The organism is Pseudomonas sp. MWU15-20650 (genome assembly GCF_023242475.1).
Classification (GTDB): Bacteria; Pseudomonadota; Gammaproteobacteria; order Pseudomonadales; family Pseudomonadaceae; genus Aquipseudomonas.
The window spans coordinates 105,379-122,655 of sequence record NZ_JALJFG010000013.1 but is presented as its reverse complement, the minus strand read 5'-3'; the positions used below and the strand labels follow the sequence as shown (position 1 = coordinate 122,655).

At 55.8% G+C, this 17,277-nt stretch carries 16 protein-coding genes and 1 pseudogene; 2 read left to right on the top strand and 15 right to left on the bottom strand.

The genetic code is table 11. The features are described from left to right. Positions 1–179: 179 nt before the first annotated feature. The 8 genes and pseudogenes from M5B43_RS13005 to M5B43_RS12970 all read right to left on the bottom strand — a co-directional run. Positions 180–488, bottom strand: a pseudogene (locus M5B43_RS13005) (carbon starvation induced protein CsiD); the annotation flags it as partial. A gap of 347 nt (positions 489–835) precedes the next feature. Next, positions 836–1,075 (bottom strand): Rieske 2Fe-2S domain-containing protein, encoded by a 240-nt coding sequence (locus M5B43_RS13000; protein ID WP_248750495.1) that lies wholly within the window; start codon positions 1,073–1,075, stop codon positions 836–838. Next, entirely contained in the window at positions 1,068–1,913 is an 846-nt protein-coding gene (locus M5B43_RS12995) for an iron-containing redox enzyme family protein (RefSeq protein WP_248750494.1), read from the bottom strand. The genes M5B43_RS13000 and M5B43_RS12995 overlap by 8 nt, the downstream gene beginning before the upstream one ends. Further along, positions 1,910–2,710, bottom strand: coding sequence for a dihydrodipicolinate synthase family protein (locus M5B43_RS12990; RefSeq protein ID WP_248750493.1), 801 nt, complete (start codon positions 2,708–2,710; stop codon positions 1,910–1,912). The genes M5B43_RS12995 and M5B43_RS12990 overlap by 4 nt, the downstream gene beginning before the upstream one ends. Further along, positions 2,703–3,272, bottom strand: a complete 570-nt coding sequence (locus M5B43_RS12985; RefSeq protein ID WP_248750492.1) for a DUF6190 family protein — start codon at positions 3,270–3,272, stop codon at positions 2,703–2,705. Before M5B43_RS12985 ends, M5B43_RS12990 begins: the two co-directional genes overlap by 8 nt. Beyond that, complete coding sequence (locus M5B43_RS12980) at positions 3,265–4,458, bottom strand: aminotransferase class I/II-fold pyridoxal phosphate-dependent enzyme (RefSeq protein WP_248750491.1); 1,194 nt, start codon at positions 4,456–4,458, stop codon at positions 3,265–3,267. Before M5B43_RS12980 ends, M5B43_RS12985 begins: the two co-directional genes overlap by 8 nt. 151 nt (positions 4,459–4,609) lie before the next feature. After that, entirely contained in the window at positions 4,610–5,308 is a 699-nt protein-coding gene (locus M5B43_RS12975; RefSeq protein ID WP_248750490.1) for a LuxR family transcriptional regulator, read from the bottom strand. Positions 5,309–5,350: 42 nt separating this feature from the next. After that, a complete protein-coding gene (locus M5B43_RS12970) occupies positions 5,351–5,980 on the bottom strand; it encodes a glutathione binding-like protein (protein WP_248750489.1) in 630 nt (209 codons plus the stop codon). Between the two features lie 86 nt (positions 5,981–6,066). Here M5B43_RS12970 and M5B43_RS12965 point away from each other — a divergent pair, with 86 nt between their 5' ends. Beyond that, entirely contained in the window at positions 6,067–7,137 is a 1,071-nt protein-coding gene (locus M5B43_RS12965) for a pyruvate dehydrogenase (protein WP_248750488.1), read from the top strand. Here the strand turns inward: M5B43_RS12965 and M5B43_RS12960 are convergent. Continuing rightward, on the bottom strand, positions 7,122–7,586 hold the full coding sequence (locus M5B43_RS12960; protein WP_248750487.1) for a MarR family winged helix-turn-helix transcriptional regulator: 465 nt from the start codon (positions 7,584–7,586) through the stop codon (positions 7,122–7,124). The two genes, M5B43_RS12965 and M5B43_RS12960, sit on opposite strands and share 16 nt — an antisense overlap. Before the next feature lie 129 nt (positions 7,587–7,715). Here M5B43_RS12960 and aceE point away from each other — a divergent pair, with 129 nt between their 5' ends. After that, the gene (gene aceE / locus M5B43_RS12955) at positions 7,716–10,385 is read left to right on the top strand and encodes a pyruvate dehydrogenase (acetyl-transferring), homodimeric type (RefSeq protein ID WP_248750486.1); all 2,670 of its coding nucleotides are present in this window, start codon (positions 7,716–7,718) and stop codon (positions 10,383–10,385) included. A gap of 84 nt (positions 10,386–10,469) precedes the next feature. On the opposite strand, the gene M5B43_RS12950 is transcribed toward aceE, so the two are convergent. The 6 genes from M5B43_RS12950 to M5B43_RS12925 all read right to left on the bottom strand — a co-directional run bounded on the left by M5B43_RS12950 (position 10,470) and on the right by M5B43_RS12925 (position 17,276). Next, positions 10,470–11,888 carry an aldehyde dehydrogenase family protein gene (locus M5B43_RS12950; RefSeq protein ID WP_248750485.1) on the bottom strand — a complete coding sequence of 473 codons (1,419 nt, stop codon included), beginning with the start codon at positions 11,886–11,888 and terminating at the stop codon, positions 10,470–10,472. 12 nt (positions 11,889–11,900) lie between these two features. Continuing rightward, positions 11,901–12,941, bottom strand: a complete 1,041-nt coding sequence (locus M5B43_RS12945; RefSeq protein WP_248750497.1) for a homoserine dehydrogenase — start codon at positions 12,939–12,941, stop codon at positions 11,901–11,903. A 115-nt stretch (positions 12,942–13,056) separates the two neighbouring features. Next, positions 13,057–13,494: an Lrp/AsnC family transcriptional regulator gene (locus tag M5B43_RS12940; protein WP_248750484.1), complete on the bottom strand. Its 438-nt coding sequence runs from the start codon at positions 13,492–13,494 to the stop codon at positions 13,057–13,059. Beyond that, the gene (gene thrC, locus M5B43_RS12935) at positions 13,491–14,879 is read right to left on the bottom strand and encodes a threonine synthase (protein ID WP_248750483.1); all 1,389 of its coding nucleotides are present in this window, start codon (positions 14,877–14,879) and stop codon (positions 13,491–13,493) included. Before thrC ends, M5B43_RS12940 begins: the two co-directional genes overlap by 4 nt. A gap of 18 nt (positions 14,880–14,897) precedes the next feature. Then, the gene (locus M5B43_RS12930) at positions 14,898–15,788 is read right to left on the bottom strand and encodes a LysR substrate-binding domain-containing protein (protein ID WP_248750482.1); all 891 of its coding nucleotides are present in this window, start codon (positions 15,786–15,788) and stop codon (positions 14,898–14,900) included. A 51-nt stretch (positions 15,789–15,839) separates the two neighbouring features. Next, positions 15,840–17,276 carry an amino acid permease gene (locus M5B43_RS12925; RefSeq protein WP_248750481.1) on the bottom strand — a complete coding sequence of 479 codons (1,437 nt, stop codon included), beginning with the start codon at positions 17,274–17,276 and terminating at the stop codon, positions 15,840–15,842. Position 17,277: the final 1 nt, after the last annotated feature.

Genomic DNA, 17,277 nt, shown 5'->3' with positions numbered 1-17,277 from the left:
AGTTCAATTAAGTATTACCCTATACGCACCCCGATCGCTATTGTGACGTTGCTATCATCGATCCTAGAAAGGATGCCTTGCTGGATGAGCGCAGCGTCACCCGCCCCGCCCCATTGCATGGCGGTGGACATGCCGATGATGCCGGGGGTAAACGGGGGCGCCTGCGCCCCCGCGCCGGTTCAGTTGGCGCTTTGCCCGTGCTGATGCGCCAGCTTGGGATAGCTGATGTAACCACGTTGACGCATCAACTCACGACGCAGGCCCGGGTGCGCAATGAAGCGATCACGGCCGTGCAGCCAGAACAGATTGTTGATCAGCAGGAATGAACCAACAGCGACTGGCACGGACAACTTGGCATCGCTGTTTTCCAGTGACTCGCCGAGCGCGTACAACCAGGTGCCCTCTTCGAAGTTTTCCGGCTGAACGAATTGGTCGATATAACGCATGGTCGGCCGGCCGACTTCATCGGTGTCGAAGATGGCATGGAACAGTAGAACTCTCTGAATTAATCAGCGGACATTCCCGAAAACAGGAAAATTAATGAGCGGACACTCCCGTAACATTTGCTTTCTTCACCGGAAATTCCCGGAAAAAGTGCGGTGATTTTTCACAGAAAGCATTTTTAATCAATTAAATCATATGGTTATGAATTTCCGGTCATTTCGCGACTGGAGCATTAATGCAGATCTACGAAAACCCAACCCGCCCAGACAACCATCTGTAGCTCTAGGGATCGAGGCTCCCACCCACGTTCGCGAAGCGATAAAGGAATAGGTGGTGAAATCAGCACCCAAACCGGGAAACGCACCGTGCGTCTCCCAGCTGGCTTTTTACATTACGTTATTTTTCGACAAGAGAGATTACCGCAAGGTGGGCCGCTAAGCTGCGCGCCAGTCTCCAAGCTGAATACTGAAAAATGCAGCGGGCACGTGATGGTGCGTCGATGTTGGTTGACGCTACCGTGCTCCAACCACCCTTCGCGATGCGGACACAGGCTTTGCACCTCGTACTCATCATGTCCTACCTGAACCACGAAGGTAGGAGGCCTGAGCGCGATTTCACCCTCGTCAAGCATGAGCTGCCCCCTCTGCCACCTTGCTCGCTTGCGCTTTATACACGGCTTGGTCGAAAGCGTTGTTGGTGATCAACCGCCCCATGCAGATGCCTTGCCAGGCCTTTCTGTAATCAAGCTTACGATCGTTATCCATGGCTTTAAGCAACCGTTGCCCTTCCAGCGCATGAAAGACATCAATGTGAACATGCTCGCTGTAGTAGGTGTGCGCTTTGATCCCGAGACGGTCACATAGCGTTGTGTAGCAGCTGAAAAAGAAAGGGACCACCGTCTCGAAATAGGTAATGACCCCGGCGAAATAAGAGGGATCATCAGCCCGCATTGTGAGCCAGCAGAACATATTAGGGAATGAGCACCCTGCTTCAGCGTTCGCCTGGATATGGCTTTCCAGGTCGGTGGGCATACCCAGCTCCTTCAGCAGCCCCTTATAAAGAGACGTATGCGAGCGCTGAATGTTTCCCGATCCAAATTCATCAATCATCATGCGAAGCATCGGCATCTGAGCTTCCAGGTTCAAACGCGGCATGAGGTGATAAAAAACTTGGGCCTCGGTTAATCCATCAAGGGCGAACTCTTGAACGAGGATCTTGAACTCGTCCAATGTCATCTCCTGTGCAACATAGCGCGCTGTCGGCGGCTCCTCACCCCTCTCCTGTTCAATGAGCGCTTCAAGCATTCTGCGCAACTCGCTCAGGCTGCCCGGCTGCTGTTGCGTCATGCTTTCGCTAATCGAACGTTCAATCCACTGCTGCTCGAAACTCAGCAGCGCATCAGGGATTGGCTGGAGGTTTTCGATCAACGCACGATTTGCGCGGAACAATAACTTTTGTGAACAGGTCATTGGGCCCGCTCCTGAGTAGTGACCGCTGAGCTCAGCATGCCGCGGGCGACGAGCTCCCGCTTTACATGTGCATACCAGTCATCTTCACCCAATGAGAACTTCTCGTTCAGCCTACTCACCAGGTCTGCGATTTCAGGCTGGCGTGCGCGGCAGGCAACTCGACAAAGTGCCGGCTCCAGGTTAGCCAGCGAGACAACATTTCCGTCACTCACCAGGTCACCTGCGAGTTGATGCTCCCACCCGATGAAGTAGTCAACGCCCTCTTGCCGAATCATATTGATTTGGGCCTGCGTCCGAGCCTGACTCGGAGAGTCTTTAAGCCCGGTCACTCGCTCCATGCGGGCGATGTCCAGCAGTGTCTCGAAGCTTTTTTCGTTACCCGACAAGGCCGCTTCGTTGTACACCATAAGGTCCAGAGGCGAACTGTCGTGTACTGCCTGGTAATGCTCCAGAATCTGCTGCTGGGTGACTCCATCCCCGAACGGAGAAGTCAGCATGATCTCCTTGGCACCCATGGTGTGAGCCAGTTCGGCGCGCTCCATCACCTCCCGGGTAGTTGGGCGTTCGATTCCTACCACCACACGGTGCGCCTCATCTGCAAATTCGAGGGTGTAACGCAGCATGTCAGTCCATTGCTGGCAGGATAAATTCCACCCCTCACCTGACGTGAGGCACGGAATGAATCCGTCGACTAATGGCTTACACGCATGCATGAGCCGCTTCACGCTTTGACGGCAGACATTTCCATTCGAGTCGAGCGGCGTCACGATGGGGACGAGCACGTGGTGTTTAGACATGTTGAAAGTCCTCATCTGTAATCGTTAACGCGAGGGATACGTCGTACAGCTTTTGCAGCTCGGATGGAAAACGTTTGGCGCGCGGCGGGCTATCGAACGAGATCAGATGCGACGGTGAGGCCACGTAATCTTGAGGTGGCGCCGGATCATCGAAGGTGGCCAAGTACGGCTTCAAGGCCATGCAACTGTGATACTCGACGTCATGGGTGTAGAACAGGCCGGCCCCCTCAAGTACCTGTGCTGCTTGCAGTCGTTTTTCCGGGGGTAGAGCAGATAACTCTGGACTGTGCGCCGCACGTTTCAATACGGCGTCGCTGTACCCCGAGCGCAGAATGTTCATGTCCGAATGCAAAACGTCCATGAATGGGTAGTACACATCCTGAAGCTCGCGCTCCTTCTTCCAGATGATGGCATCGCAAATGCCGATTTGACTGAAGCTCATGCGTACTTGGCTGTCGTAGCGATGGGTGAAGAATGCAAGTGATCGTGTCCGGATCACCTCATCGTCATGGTGCATTCCCATAAAAACGGTCGCATCGATAATCGGTGTCCCCTTAAGCATCGTAAGCCTCCAACGCTTGACGGATGACTTGCAAAGCGTCCTCAAACGCACCAGGGTCACGAGCTAAGGCAAGGCGAATGTAAGATCGCCCAAGCTCTGGGTTGCTCCAGAAGAAATAGCGCCCTGGAAGCACATAAGCTTGGTGTTCCAGTAAGTAGGCCTGGAGATCGTCGCCGGAGAGGTCATCACGCTGGATCTCGAACCAGGCGACGCTAGTCTCGATTGCAGGCTCGATATAACGCAGCATCGTGCCGTCCAGATAATCGCGTGCCGTTTTTCGATTGGTTTGGAGCACATCCCGAACAGAGGCAAAGCCATCGGCCTCGCTGTCGTTTATGTATTCAGTGACCACTTGAAGGATAAATGGCGAGACGTTCAGCAGTACGCTGGTGACGATGCTGTAGATCTCGGCGTTCAATCGCGGACTGCTCATCAATGTGGCGCACTTGGTATCCTGAAGTGGCCACGTCTTGCCAGTGTCCTCCATCACCAGGTAGTCGGTGCCAATCTCATCGAGGATCGCGTAGGCATCGACGCGCTTGCGGCCAGCCACCTTCAAGAACGAGGCAAAGCAGAAGTCGAGGATCAGAATCTTCTTGTGATCCCGGCAGTACCTGGCGACTTCTACAAATGTCTCCGGACCGTCTGCGAACATCGATGTGCCGGTTGGGTTGTTAGGGTCGACCAGAAAGATCGCGTCGAGTGTTGACGCATGTTGCTCAAGCAGACGGTAAACCTGTGTGGGATCAGCCAGGATGGCCTCTGGAAGCGGAGTCATCGGGACTTCCATGTGCTTGAGTAAGTCGTGAAGATTGTCAAAGCAGGGCTCGATCAGACCGACACTCATGTTGTGCTTGCGCAGGAAAGTCGCGGTGATGTGCATAGCGACAGAGGCCGCGTAAACAAGGTAGATCTCATCGCTGCGCTCAAGAGCATGGTGCTGCCCGTGGAACTGATAAAACGCTTTGATGAACGCTTGCTCGCTCTCATATTGCGTCAGGCTTTGCGCGCGATACCACAACTGGGGAAGTTTTCGGACAATCGCCGCTTGGCTGCTGCTTTGATTCTGATGCGTATGGGCATCTGCGAGGTTATGACGGGTCTTCAGCGCTGAAATTTCGTGTTGCGTAATGTCTTCTAGAACACGGGCTTCACGGGGGGTGGCTGGCAGGACTGAAAAGGTCATAAGGAAATCCTTCGTCTAGGGTTAGTGGCCGATGCAGCCCCCCAATCATTCTGTTTTCTTCCTATTCCCGTAACTGTCCCTAGGTGCAGGAGAGGGGCTGCACTGGCAGCCCGGTTGGTTGCACCCAATGAGAAGGTGCATGACTAATCGCTCACGCAAGTCCTAGTCGAGAGGCCTCGAAAACTGCTTGTTTGGCAGTATGAACATCGAGCTTACGAACGACGTTAGCCATGTGAAACTTCACTGTTCGAACGCGGATATCACAGATGCAGGCGATCTCGCTGTAGGACTTGCCCAGTGCCACCCATCCCAAGATTGCATGCTCCCGAACAGTGAGGGGCTGATCCGTCGTACTCAGCGCGCAGGCGCCCGAGTTTATGTTGCTATGAAACGCAACCAGCGCTAACTGCAGAGCGCCCTTGATGAGCTGGATCTGATAGTGGAAGTGAGGACTTTGCTCGCGATTGAATAGGCTCAAGAGCCCCATTCGTTGCTGCGGATCATGGACGACGAAGGCGTACCCGTCCCGCAGGGAAAATTCACGAGTCAGTTCTTCAAAAGCACTTTGCCCCTCTATGGGCTTGCGCCTGAAGGCTTCAGCCCAAGTGAATGGCGCAACGCTCTCGATGCCATAGGTGACGACTGGATCAACACGATGAAGAGCCTTGCCGCAGTATTGTTGTTGCCATGCCAAAGGAAAACTTGAGAGGAAATTTGATAGGCCAAGTGTGCGTTTGTCTATTGTGGCGTAAGTAAATGGGTAATCGATTTCAGAGGGTAGATGCTCAATCAGGGTGGCCAGGTTGGGATCCTGGCCCGGTCTGATGAGAAGTGGAGCGTTGATGGGCATGATCAACATCTTCTTTTCTATTGGAGTCCGGCTAATTAGTCTTCACGCTTCTTGACGGGATTTTGCAAGCCCCCTCTTAACGGCCGGTCGTTTCGCCAGCCTCTCCAACCACGCGCGTACCGCAGGGAACGGAGCAATGTCCAAGCCCAGCTCCTCGTAGGTACGCAGCCAGGTAAAAAGGGCGATATCGGCGATGGTGTAGCTGTCTCCAGCGATGTAATCACGCTTGGAGAGCTCGCCTTCAACAACCCCGTATAACCGCAATGACTCTCGGCGATAACGATCCAGGGCCTGTTCGTTGGTTGTCGTGGTGCCATGACGAAACCACCAGAGCTGTCCGAGCATCGGCCCGACACTGGCAATCTGGAAGCTCAACCATTGCTGGATCACAAGCTTGTCCACCACGCCCTCCCCACCCAGCGCCCCATTCTGCTCAGCCAGGTATGCAAGGATCACGGCCGATTCAAACAGCGTATTCGCGTGGCGATGGTCGACCAGAACCGGGATTTTTCCGTTCGGATTGCGCGCGAGAAAATCCGGCGTTTTCTGTTCACCGTTGGCTAGATCAACGTTGATCTGCAGGTAATTCAGTCCCAGTTCTTCGAGCGCAATCGAGATTTTTTGGCCGTTCGGCGTATCGGCTGTAAAGAGGTGTAACAAGGCAGTACTCATCAAAGGCTCCATCCTTCTGGTTGCATTTGCAACCAGTCTGCATTATCCCTATGGCCTCTCGCAAGACAGTCAAAGGAGTTTCATGGATGGATAATCTTCGTTTACATCGTACCGCCAGAACCGGCTCGGCGGCGCAGGCGTGCATCAGGCGCATTGAACGAAGCAACACCGAGGGGGTAGGCACTCAAAGCTCTCCCCTCTTCACCGTTGTCGATTTGATCAAGCGGCTGGAGGGTGACGGCACCACCAGTAGCCAATTCTGGATGATTAACGATCGCCCCCACGACAAACTGGGCGGGACTGCAATCAGCGCATGGCCGCTATGGTTCAGCGAGCAGGCCCGTAATGATGAGCGTCCCCTGTTCTACATGACTCAGTCTACGACATCTGCACACGTTTCCATGCTCACGTCGCAGACGGCGCAACGCGGTATTATCCTCAACGACATCGAATCCTCTCCCTCGCGATGGGCAAAAGGTGCTCATCCCTGGCTGCCATTGTGGTTGGCATCCAACCGACAATGCACCCCATTCGACCCAGCCTGCAGCGATGAAACCAAGGCAATCCTGACGGGGGCGCTTCATGAGTTGTATGTTGAAGGCGCGCCCGGCTTTTGCTACATCACGCTGCACGACGAACCAGGAGATGGACTTGCCTGCGATAGCACACAGGCATACCTGGGGATGTATCGTCTGGACAAACCTATCTCGGGCGCGCAGCAGATTAGGCTCCTTGGAGCAGGACTCATGTTGCGAGAAGTGCGAGCCGCCGCGGAAATACTTCGTATTGACTGGGGAATCGCTGCCGAAGTGTGGAGTTGCCCTAGCTATACCAAACTTGCCCGAGACGCGGACAAGCACTCTCGATTGAAGTGGCTTAGCCGAGGCGAACCCCAGTCGAGCCATCACCTCCAGAACTGCCTTAACGGCTCCGATACGCCGATCGTTGCAGTCACGGGGTACGCAGAATTCGTCGCCGCTCAGTTGGGCTCACATGTTACCGCTCCGTTCACCGCATTAGGTGCCGACAGCCTTGAACCGGGTCAGCACCTGGGCCGACACTGGATTGTAGCGACAGCCCTGCGTGCCCTGGCAACTGAGGACGACATTTGCACCTCAGCGGTCGGGGAGGCAATTAGGCGCTACCGTCTGGGCTGAGGAGTCTTCTGGAATTGACGAGTATTGCGGCTGGCATTTTCGAGTGCCGCCGCGAACATTCGCCTCTGCTCCTCATCGAATTCCACTAGAAAAAGCTCCTCCACAGCACACTTGTAGACCTTCCACATCCGTTTACGAAGATCTCGCCCTGTGTCCGTGATCCTCGCGATGGCTCCGCGACCATCCTCAAGTGATTTTTCACGCACAACAAAACCTTCTTTTTCCAGGCGGTCCACAAGACGCGTGAGGTTGTAACGTTCAATGGCCAAAACGTCGGCGAGTTCGTTCATTCGACGAGCCCCATCTTGCCCGCTTTCGATCCCCCAGAGCGCGTCGTACCAGGCATATGGCGGCAGTTTCTCGTCGGCCAGGCGATGTTCGATTTCCCTGATCAGGCAGCGGTGAGCGCGAATGAAGTTGTACCAGAGGTCTGGCGAAGGGATGGTCATGAAATCTCCAGAACCAAGGTTTAATTGCAGTTGCAATCATAGCGCGAATGGCGCTAGATTCAATTGCAAATGCAACAAATGAGCGGGTTGAACAACGACCGGCTGATGACACATCAAGGAGATGTACCGATGGCACAGAGCTACCAGATTCGCGACGAGGATCCACAAGAAACCCGCGAATGGATTGACTCGATTGCATCGGTCGTTGAGGCTGAAGGCCGCCCCAGGGCCCACTTCCTGATCGACCAACTGCTCGATTTCGATGTTTCCATCCATGGAGACTTTCACGGTCGAGTCACTACCCCCTATGTGAACAGCATTCCTCCAGACCGCGAGTTGCCCTACCCCGGCGACCTTGACATTGAGAAGCGCCTCAATGCATACATCCGCTGGAATGCTCTGACTATGGTACTCCGCGCCGGAAAGCATTCTGGGGTCGGTGGCCACATCGCAACCTACGCCTCTGCTGCCGTTCTCTACGATGTCGGTTTCGACCATTTTTTCCGCGGACGTACCGAGACCTTTGCCGGCGACCTGGTCTACATCCAAGGCCACTCGGCCCCAGGGATTTACGGGCGGGCCTTCACCGAGGGGCGCCTGAGCGAAGAACAACTGGATAACTTCCGTCGCGAAACCGATCGCGATGGTGTGTCGTCCTACCCCCACCCTCGGTTGATGCCCGAGTTCTGGCAATTCCCAACAGTTTCCATGGGCCTTGGGCCAATCACCGCGGCTTATCAGGCGCGCTTCATGCGTTACCTGGAGAACCGCGGGCTCAAGGAGCACCAAGGTCGCAAGGTCTGGGCATTTCTGGGTGATGGTGAGATGGATCAGCCAGAATCCCTTGCCGCCATCTCCCTCGCGGGGAGAGAAAAGCTCGACAACATCATCTTCGTGGTGAACTGCAACCTTCAGCGCCTCGACGGGCCGGTACGCGGCAACAGCAAGGTAATTCAGGAGTTTGAGAGCCTATACCGTGCCGCAGGCTGGAACGTGATCAAGGTCATCTGGGGCGGTGGCTGGGACGAGCTGCTGGCCAAGGACAAGTCTGGTTTGCTTCGTCAACGCATGATGGAGTGCGTCGATGGCGAGTATCAGACCTACAAGTCGCAGAACGGCGCCTACGTCCGCGAGCATTTCTTCGGCAAATACCCCGAGTTGCTGGAACTGGTCAGCGACATGACGGATGACCAGATTTGGAAACTTGCCCGTGGCGGGCACGATCCGGTCAAGGTCTACAACGCCTACGCCGCTGCGGCACGGCATACTGGTCGCCCCACCGTGATCCTGGCTAAAACGGTGAAGGGCTTTGGGATGGGCGAGGCTGGAGAAGGTCAAAACATCAACCACCAGTTGAAGAAGATGGGCGCCGATGCAGTCAAGGCATTTCGTGATCGGTTTGGCCTGGAACTGACCGATGACCAGGTAGGCGAACTGCCTTACCTACGCCCGGACGAAGACAGTGTTGAAGCCCGGTACCTTCGCGCTCGTCGTGCAAGTCTGGGGGGGCATATTCCAGCCCGGCATGCTCAGGTGGAGCCGCTGCAGATCCCACCGCTATCGGCGCTGGAGGGGCAACTCAAGAGTACCGGCGAACGTTCGATCTCAACCACCATGGCCTTCGTGCGTATTCTGGGAACACTTCTAAAGGACCCCAATATAGGACGACTCGTTGTACCCATCGTGCCAGACGAGTCGCGCACCTTCGGCATGGAAAGCCTGTTTCGTCAGATCGGCATCCACTCCCACGTGGGCCAGCTCTATACCCCTCAGGATGCCGGTACGCTGTCCTACTACAGAGAGAGTGTTGACGGACAGATCATGCAAGAAGGCCTCAACGAGTCGGGGGCGACATCGTCCTGGATCGCAGCGAGCACCTCATATGCCAACCATGGCGTAATGACCTTGCCGTTCTACATCTTTTACTCGATGTTCGGCTTCCAACGAGTCGGCGATTTGCTCTGGGCTGCCGGTGATGCACGAGCCAGGGGCTTCCTGCTGGGCGCCACGTCAGGGCGGACTACCCTGATGGGTGAAGGCCTTCAACACGACGATGGGCATAGCCACGTCATGTCGGCAACAGTACCGTGCTGCGTCTCCTACGATCCCACCTATGCCTATGAACTCGCGGTTATCGTGCACGACGGCATGCGCCGCATGTACGTCGAGCAGGAAGATGTCTATTACTACATCACCGTGCTCAACGAGAACTACCCGCACCCAGACCTGCCCGAAGGCACCGAGCAAGGTATCCTCAAGGGCCTATACCGGTTACCTATCGAACGTGAGGCCAACAAGGATCGCCATGTTCAACTCATGGGCAGTGGTTCGATTCTTCTAGAAGTTATTGCCGCCGCGCAAATCCTGGCCAGTGATTATGGCGTGAGCAGCGAGATCTGGAGTGCCACCAGCCTCACCGAAGTGCGGCGGGAAGCACAGCAGGTCGAACGGTGGAACCTGCTCCATCCGATGGAAGAACCAAGAGTTCCGTATTTGACGCAAGTGCTTGAGGGACATGCAGGCCCGGTAGTGATCGCGACGGACTACATGAAGATCCACGCCGATCAGATCCGCCCCTGGATCGGGAACCGAAAGTTCGTCGCGTTGGGCACAGATGGCTTCGGACAATCGGATACCCGTGAAGCGTTACGCCGCCACTTCGAGGTCGATCGCCAGTTTGTGGTGTTGGCAGCATTGAAGGCATTGGCGGATGAAGGTGTACTCGGCCGAGAAGTGGTGGCCAAGGCACTGGCCGATATGCAGATCGACGTCGAAAAAGTGGATCCTATCCGAGTTTGAAGTGAGCGATAGGTTGATCGAGGAGGCAGACCTTAGCTGCCTCCTCTTCTATTGTGCTAAAAAAGCTATCAATACGTTGACGGCTCAACCCATTTCATTGATGCACACCACTTTAGGCTGCGTCATGTCCTCATACGCAAATCGAACCCCTTCACGCCCCAAACTTCCGTACTTGAACCCCCCGAAAGGCATGGCATCAAAACGATAATCGGAAGAGTCATTAATCATCACGCCACCGGCTTGAATTTGCCGCGCCAATTTCAACGCCTTGGAAAGATCACGTGTGAAGAGCCCCGCATGCAAGCTGTACTCCGGAGCGTTGGCCAGAGCAACAGCCTCATCCAGGTGGTCAAAAGGCTCCAGGATAACAACCGGTGCGAAGACTTCCTGCTGCCAAATCCGACTGTCATGGCTGACGCGCTCCAGCACGGTCGGCGCATAGCTTCCCGCTTCGCGATGGTGTCCGCACAGAAGAACAGCGCCCTCGGCCAGCGCTTCACTCACCCATTGTTCGGTGCGACGCGCCGCCTGTTCCGTAATCATCGGGCCCACATCCGTTGCTCGCTGATCAGGGTCGCCGAGCACCAATGCACGCGCCTGGCGGACAAAACGCTCACGGAAGTCCTCATAAATTGAACGATCTACCAAGATGCGTTGAGTGCCGATGCAATTCTGCCCTGCGGCCCAAAAAGCACCCGACACACAGGCCTCCACGGTCGGCTCGAGGTCGCAATCTTCAAGCACAAGAACCGGGGCGTTTCCTCCCAGATCCATGGCCAGCTTCTTCAACCCTGCACTACGAGCAATGGCCTCACCGGTGGCAAAACCACCCGTAAAGGAAACCATCCGAACTTCGCGCACCTCCACCAATGCTTTACCCAAGTCGACGCCACCCGTAGCCGGGGTAACCACAGAGGGTGGAAGACCTGATCTCACCAAGCACTCAACCAGCTTGAGCGCAGACAACGGTGCCAGTTCTGAGGGCTTCAGGATCACCGCATTACCACCGGCGATGGCCGGGCCAAGTTTATGGGCGACCAAGTTCAGCGGGTCGTTGTAGGGGGTGATCGCGACAATCAGCCCCAACGGTTCCCGCGTGAACCAGCCTTGACGCGACTCCGATCCTTCATAAGCCCCAAATGGAATCACTTCCCCGGCGTTACGACGAGCCTCTTGCGCCGATAGCTTCAGCGTGTTCACACAACGCTTCACTTCCTTCTCCGCTTGTCGCAGCGTCTTCCCCGCCTCTGCAACAATGAGTTTGGCAAACGCTTCAGTCTCAAGCTCTACGCGCCGGGCCGCCTCCTCAAGGATACGTGCACGAAGGTGACGAGGCATTGCTGCACTCTCACGCACGCCAATTCGCGCGCGCGCCAGCAAGCCAGGAACAGCGGTTGCATCCAGGCAAGGGACGCTTCCCACCAGGCGACCATCGAATGGACTGAACACATCAATCTGTTTGGCTTCAACAAGCTGGATACCGGCCATGCTGGATACGCTCATGACGATCTCCTGTTATTTGCTGAGGGCGGTATGGATGGCAACGATGTCCGACAACAATGCGAAGGCCGTTTCAATGCGCCCTGCCCCAGGCCCGGACACCGTGATAGCGCCCAGCAGTTCGGTATTGAATGACACCGCATTCGTAGCACCGCCGATTCCGGCAAGAGGATGTGAGTTCGACAGCAAGCGAGCTTCCACGCTCGCTCGCACGGAACCATCTGCTTCACGATCGGCAGAGCCAATCAGTTTCCAGCTCGCGCCATTGGCACTTGCCTGAGCAATATCTTGCGCGCTGATATTGCTGATACCCGAGCACGCTACATCGCTGACATTCAGTCGTGCGTCGAGCAGTTCGTTGGCCAGGATCACGACCTTGAGGCGCACGTCAAACCCTTCGACATCGGCGGTTGGATCTGCCTCGGCGTAGCCAAGCTGTTGGGCTTGTGCGACGGCATCGTTGAACGCCAGGCCGTCTTTCATCTGGGTGAGCACGTAGTTGGAAGTGCCGTTCAGGATGCCCTCGAAGCCTTGCACGTTGGCACCCGCCAAGGCCTGCTTGGCCAGACGAATCACGGGGGTGCCACTCATCACCGTCCCCTCGTATTCGAAAGCGACCTGGTTGCGATGGGCCAACGCCTTGAGCTCGGCACCGTGAAGCGCAACAGGCCCCTTATTGGTGGTCACTACATGAATGCCGCTTTCCAAGGCCCAGCGGCAAAAGGTTGTTGCCGGCTCGCCATCCACCGGATGGGTGAAAGTCGCCTCAGCGATGATGTCTGCACCGGAATGCTTGATCACGGTTTCGTTGAAGGCCTCCGCATGGCCACCGGGCAGTTGAGCCAATGCGCCTTTCTCAACCGGCAACGCAACCAACTGCTTTGCATCCAGACCGTCTTTAGCCACGATGGAGCCGAGGAACAGGTCGGTGACACCGACAATCTTGATTGTGAAGCCCAGGGACTCTTTCCACTGGGCATTACGATCGGCGACTAATTGCGCGAAGCCACGGTTCACGCCACCAAATCCTACCAAGGCAATTTTGTACTCTGTCATAAACGCGGTTCCTATATTGATGTTGTTCGATAGCAACATCCTAAGAACCTGGCCTTGGCAGTTGAATATGGCAGAGTGCTGTATTCGTTGAGCATTTTGCCCAAGTACGAGGTTGTCAAAACACCGCAGAAAGGACGAACGACGTCACGGTGTTTTCCACCCCAGGCATGGCCGCGATTTCCTTCCACACCCGATGGACTCGTTCAGGTGTGGCAGCATTCACACGCAGCATTAAATCGAACTCACCACTGAGTACTTCACATTGCGCGACTTCGGGAATGGAGCGCAGCGCAGTCAGTACTTCTTCGCCACGCATACGGTCGTAGCGGTAGACAAAGATCACCGCGCTGATCAGCGACGTAGGCCGCCGCGATTCACCAAGCCGTACCGTATAGCCCTGGATCGCACCGTCGCGTTCAAGACGCTCGATGCGCTGGCGCACTGCATTGCGCGACAAGTTGATCTTGGCACCCAGTTCGATATGGGCTATTCGCGCATTGGCGGTCAATTCGGCCAGAATGCGTTCGTCCAACGGATCTAGAATGCGCTTCATGCAAGCCTCTGCTGGGCCAGACGAAGCGCCTGGCACAGAGCGTCCAGGTCGCCCTTGGCCAGGTACGGTGGCCGGGGGCGCTCCTCGACAGCGCTCGGGACACTGGTTTGCCAGACGCCCAATTCGGCCAACAGCGCCGCTGATTTGGCCGGCGCAACTTGCCCAAAGGTGACCATCGGTGCACCTAGGCTGCGTCGATGAAGCCGGCCGGCCAGTACACCGACAGCGGTGTGAGGATCGATGGCCGAGCCCGTCTCTTGGAACAGCTCGACGACTTCAGCACGCACCTGGGATTCGTGTACGGCATAGGAGTCGAAGAGTACTCGAGCACGCAGCCATTGCGGGTTGCCGATGCTCATCTCTCCGCAACTTTCAAAATGCTCCATCAGTGCTTTTGTTGAGCCGCCATCGTGCTCGTAAACCTCCCAGATGAACCGCTCCAGGTTGGAAAACAACGAGAAGTCCATCGCCGGCGACACTGTTCGATCAGTCATTCGGGTGGAGTAGCGATTGCAATGAAAAAACTGGTGCAGGGCATCATTGCTGTTGGTGGAGATAATCACCTGATTGATGGGTAATCCCATTTTTTGCGCAATGTAACCGGCGTAGATTTCGGCCGAGCTGGCAGCAGGAACGCTAAAGCCAACGGGACGCGAGCCACCGCCCAGTTGCAAGGCCGCGTGGAAGTAAAAAACGATCTGGGCCAGGACACCGACCCAATTGGTCGAGTTGAAACAGATTGGCAATACCCCATCCAACGGCCAATCACGCAAGAGTCGGGAGACCAAGGTCTGGCAATCATCAAAATTACCGTCAACCGGAAGTAGCTGAACCCGCTGCGGGTCGGCTGCCTGCAAGGCACTGAGTTGCTCAGGTGCAAGCCCATCGCGCGGATACACTATCGCCATGCGGGCGGCCGGGCAGTTAGCAAAGGCCTCAAGCGCCGCGACGCCGGTATCACCGTTAGTGGCGCCGACCACCAGCGCTTCCTGACCGACCTCCTCCAGAAAATGCCCGACCAGGCGCGACTGCAATTGCGCGGCAAAATCCTTCGAAGAACCGGTCGGGCCATGAAACAGCTGGAGTATCCACTCGTTATGTCCGATCTGTTCAAGCGGCGTAATCGCGCGGTGCTTGAATTGTTGGTAGCTGTCACTGAGCAAGGCACGCAAGGTGCTTTCGTCTATGGAGGAGCCCACAAAAGGCGAAATCACACGCCAAACCAACTCATCAAACGGCAACCACGACCAGCTGGCAATCTGTTTCTCGGTGAACACAGGCAAACTGGCGGGGACGTAGAGCCCCGCATTTTCGGCAAGCCCCGACAGAACCACACTGCGAAAATCAGCGCGCCTGTCGCCGCCGCGAGTGCTTACATAATGCATGGCAACTCCCTATCAGTCTTACAAAAGGCGATGGGCTTGAGCCACCAGCCAGGTAGAAAAATGTGCGGCATCAGGCGATAGCACTTCGTTCTGTTCGTGCACCAGATAAAAGGATTCGCTTGCCTCGATTCGGTAATTGAATGGCGCCACCAGTTGCCCACTCTTGAGCAAATCCTCGACCACCGAAGACCGTGCCAGTGCAACGCCCTGCCCCAATTCAGCCATGCGGATCGTGGAAATCAGCGTGTCGAACTGAAGGCCACGGGAGTAGTCGACGTCATCTGCTCCCACACGCTTCAACCAGTACCCCCACCCCTCTTCATACCCCAATACATGAAGCAGTGAATGGTTCATCAAGTCGCGGGGCTCATGTATGGGTGAATGGGCCATGAGCGTTGGGGAGCAAACAGGCTCAAGGATGTCCCACGTCAATCGCTGAGCGTGCAAGCCCGACCACTCACCGCACCCCCAGCGAATCTCCAGGTCATCCTCACCGTCCGGTTCTTTCACCCAAACATTGCTGATATATCGAATATCAATCTGGGGATACTCCCGGCAAAAATCTGCGAGCCGGGGGGCCAACCAATAGTGAAGAAAGGAAAGGCTGCCACGCACCTTCAAGTGTCTTCGGCGGCGCTGGCCGAAAATCTCGTTGGTACCGACTGCAAGGCGACTGATCGCGTCTTGTACAACGGGCAGGTACGACTGCCCTTCCTCGGTCAAGCCAAGCCCTCGGGGCAAGCGCTTGAACAGCGCCACACCGAGGTGACTTTCTAACTGGCGGATCTGCTGACTCACGGCCCCTTGAGTCAAATAGAGTTCTTGTGCCGCGTGGGTGAAGTTTAAACAACGCGCCGATACTTCGAATGCCCTCAACCAGTTCAAGGGGGGGAGTGACTTTTGACTCATCGGCGTAACCTCATCAGGGCTTCAACTATGCTCAATCATTGCCTGAGAAACTCACACCGTGCCAGAGGAATGAACAACTGCGGCTAACGCCAAGCGCTCTGCTCTCTTGTTTCGAGTGACCCAGTGAACGAAATAACACCACGCGATGAAGGGAAGTCCGAAATAAAGCGCCACTCGCTGCTCTGGATCAAAAGCGATACCCACACAGGCCAGCAGGCAACACAACAGTGCACCGATAGGCACCCAGGGATAGCCTCGTACACGGAAATGCAAGTCTTCAACTCGTCCGCCATTCGCAACGTACTGACGGCGGAACGCGATCTGGCTTGCAGCAATGCTCATCCACACGACTACGACCGCCAGGCCGGAAATGGACACCAAGGCTAAGTAAACCGTGTCAGGGGCAAACACACTGCTGAGCAGAGAAGCCACCGCCCCCGCCATACTGAGAACGATGGCGTTCACCGGTGTACCTCGACGGGAGAGCTTGGCGTAGCGCTTAGGCATGTGCCCTTGGTCGCTCAATGTCCACAGCATGCGCGATGCGGCATACAGCCCCGAGTTAGCGGCGGAAATCAGTGCCGTGAGAATGACGAAGTTCATAATGTCGGCGGAGTATGGGATGCCTATCAGCTCAAACACCATGACGAACGGACTTTCTACGAGCCCCGCTTGCTCTCGTGGCAGTAACGTCGCAAGGACGAAAATTGTCCCCACGAAAAACAGCGCCAACCGAACCACTGTCGTGCGGATTGCCCTGGGCACGCTCGTGTGTGGATCTTGCGCTTCACCCGCCGCAATCCCGATCAGCTCAGTCCCGGAAAATGCGAAGGAAACAGCCAGGAGGGTCATTGCAATGGGGAGAAAACCGGTGGGGAAAAGTCCCTCGCGTGTGAAGTTGGACAGCCCCGATCCCTGCAAACTCTGCACTTGAATCAGACCGAAAATGGCCGCTGCGCCAATCACAATGAATGTGATAACGGTCAGCACCTTAATCAGCGAAAGCCAAAATTCGGTCTCTGCAAACCAGCGCACAGAGACAACATTGCTTGAGAACACGGCGATGGCAAATAGCGCGCTCCAAATCCAGACCGGTGTATCCGGAAACCACCGAACCATCAGTATGCCCGCCGCGGTAAACTCCGAACCGATAGCGACCGCCCAAGTGAGCCAGTAAAGCCAAGCCACTGTGTAGCCTGTTCCCGGACCTAGATATCGCGTTGCATAGGTACTGAAAGATCCGGTTTCCGGCATCTGTACCGCCAGTTCACCGAGACAGACCATGACTAAATACACCATCACGGCACCGATGATGTAAGCGATCACTGCACCGAGCGGCCCTGCCTGGTTAACCGTGTATCCGGAGGTAAGGAATAAGCCCGTACCAATCACCCCGCCCAATGCCAACATCACGATATGGCGTGTTTGCATTTCCTTTTTGAAATGTGCGTTTGGGTCGGGCTGATGATCTTCGATAGGTGTGGACATC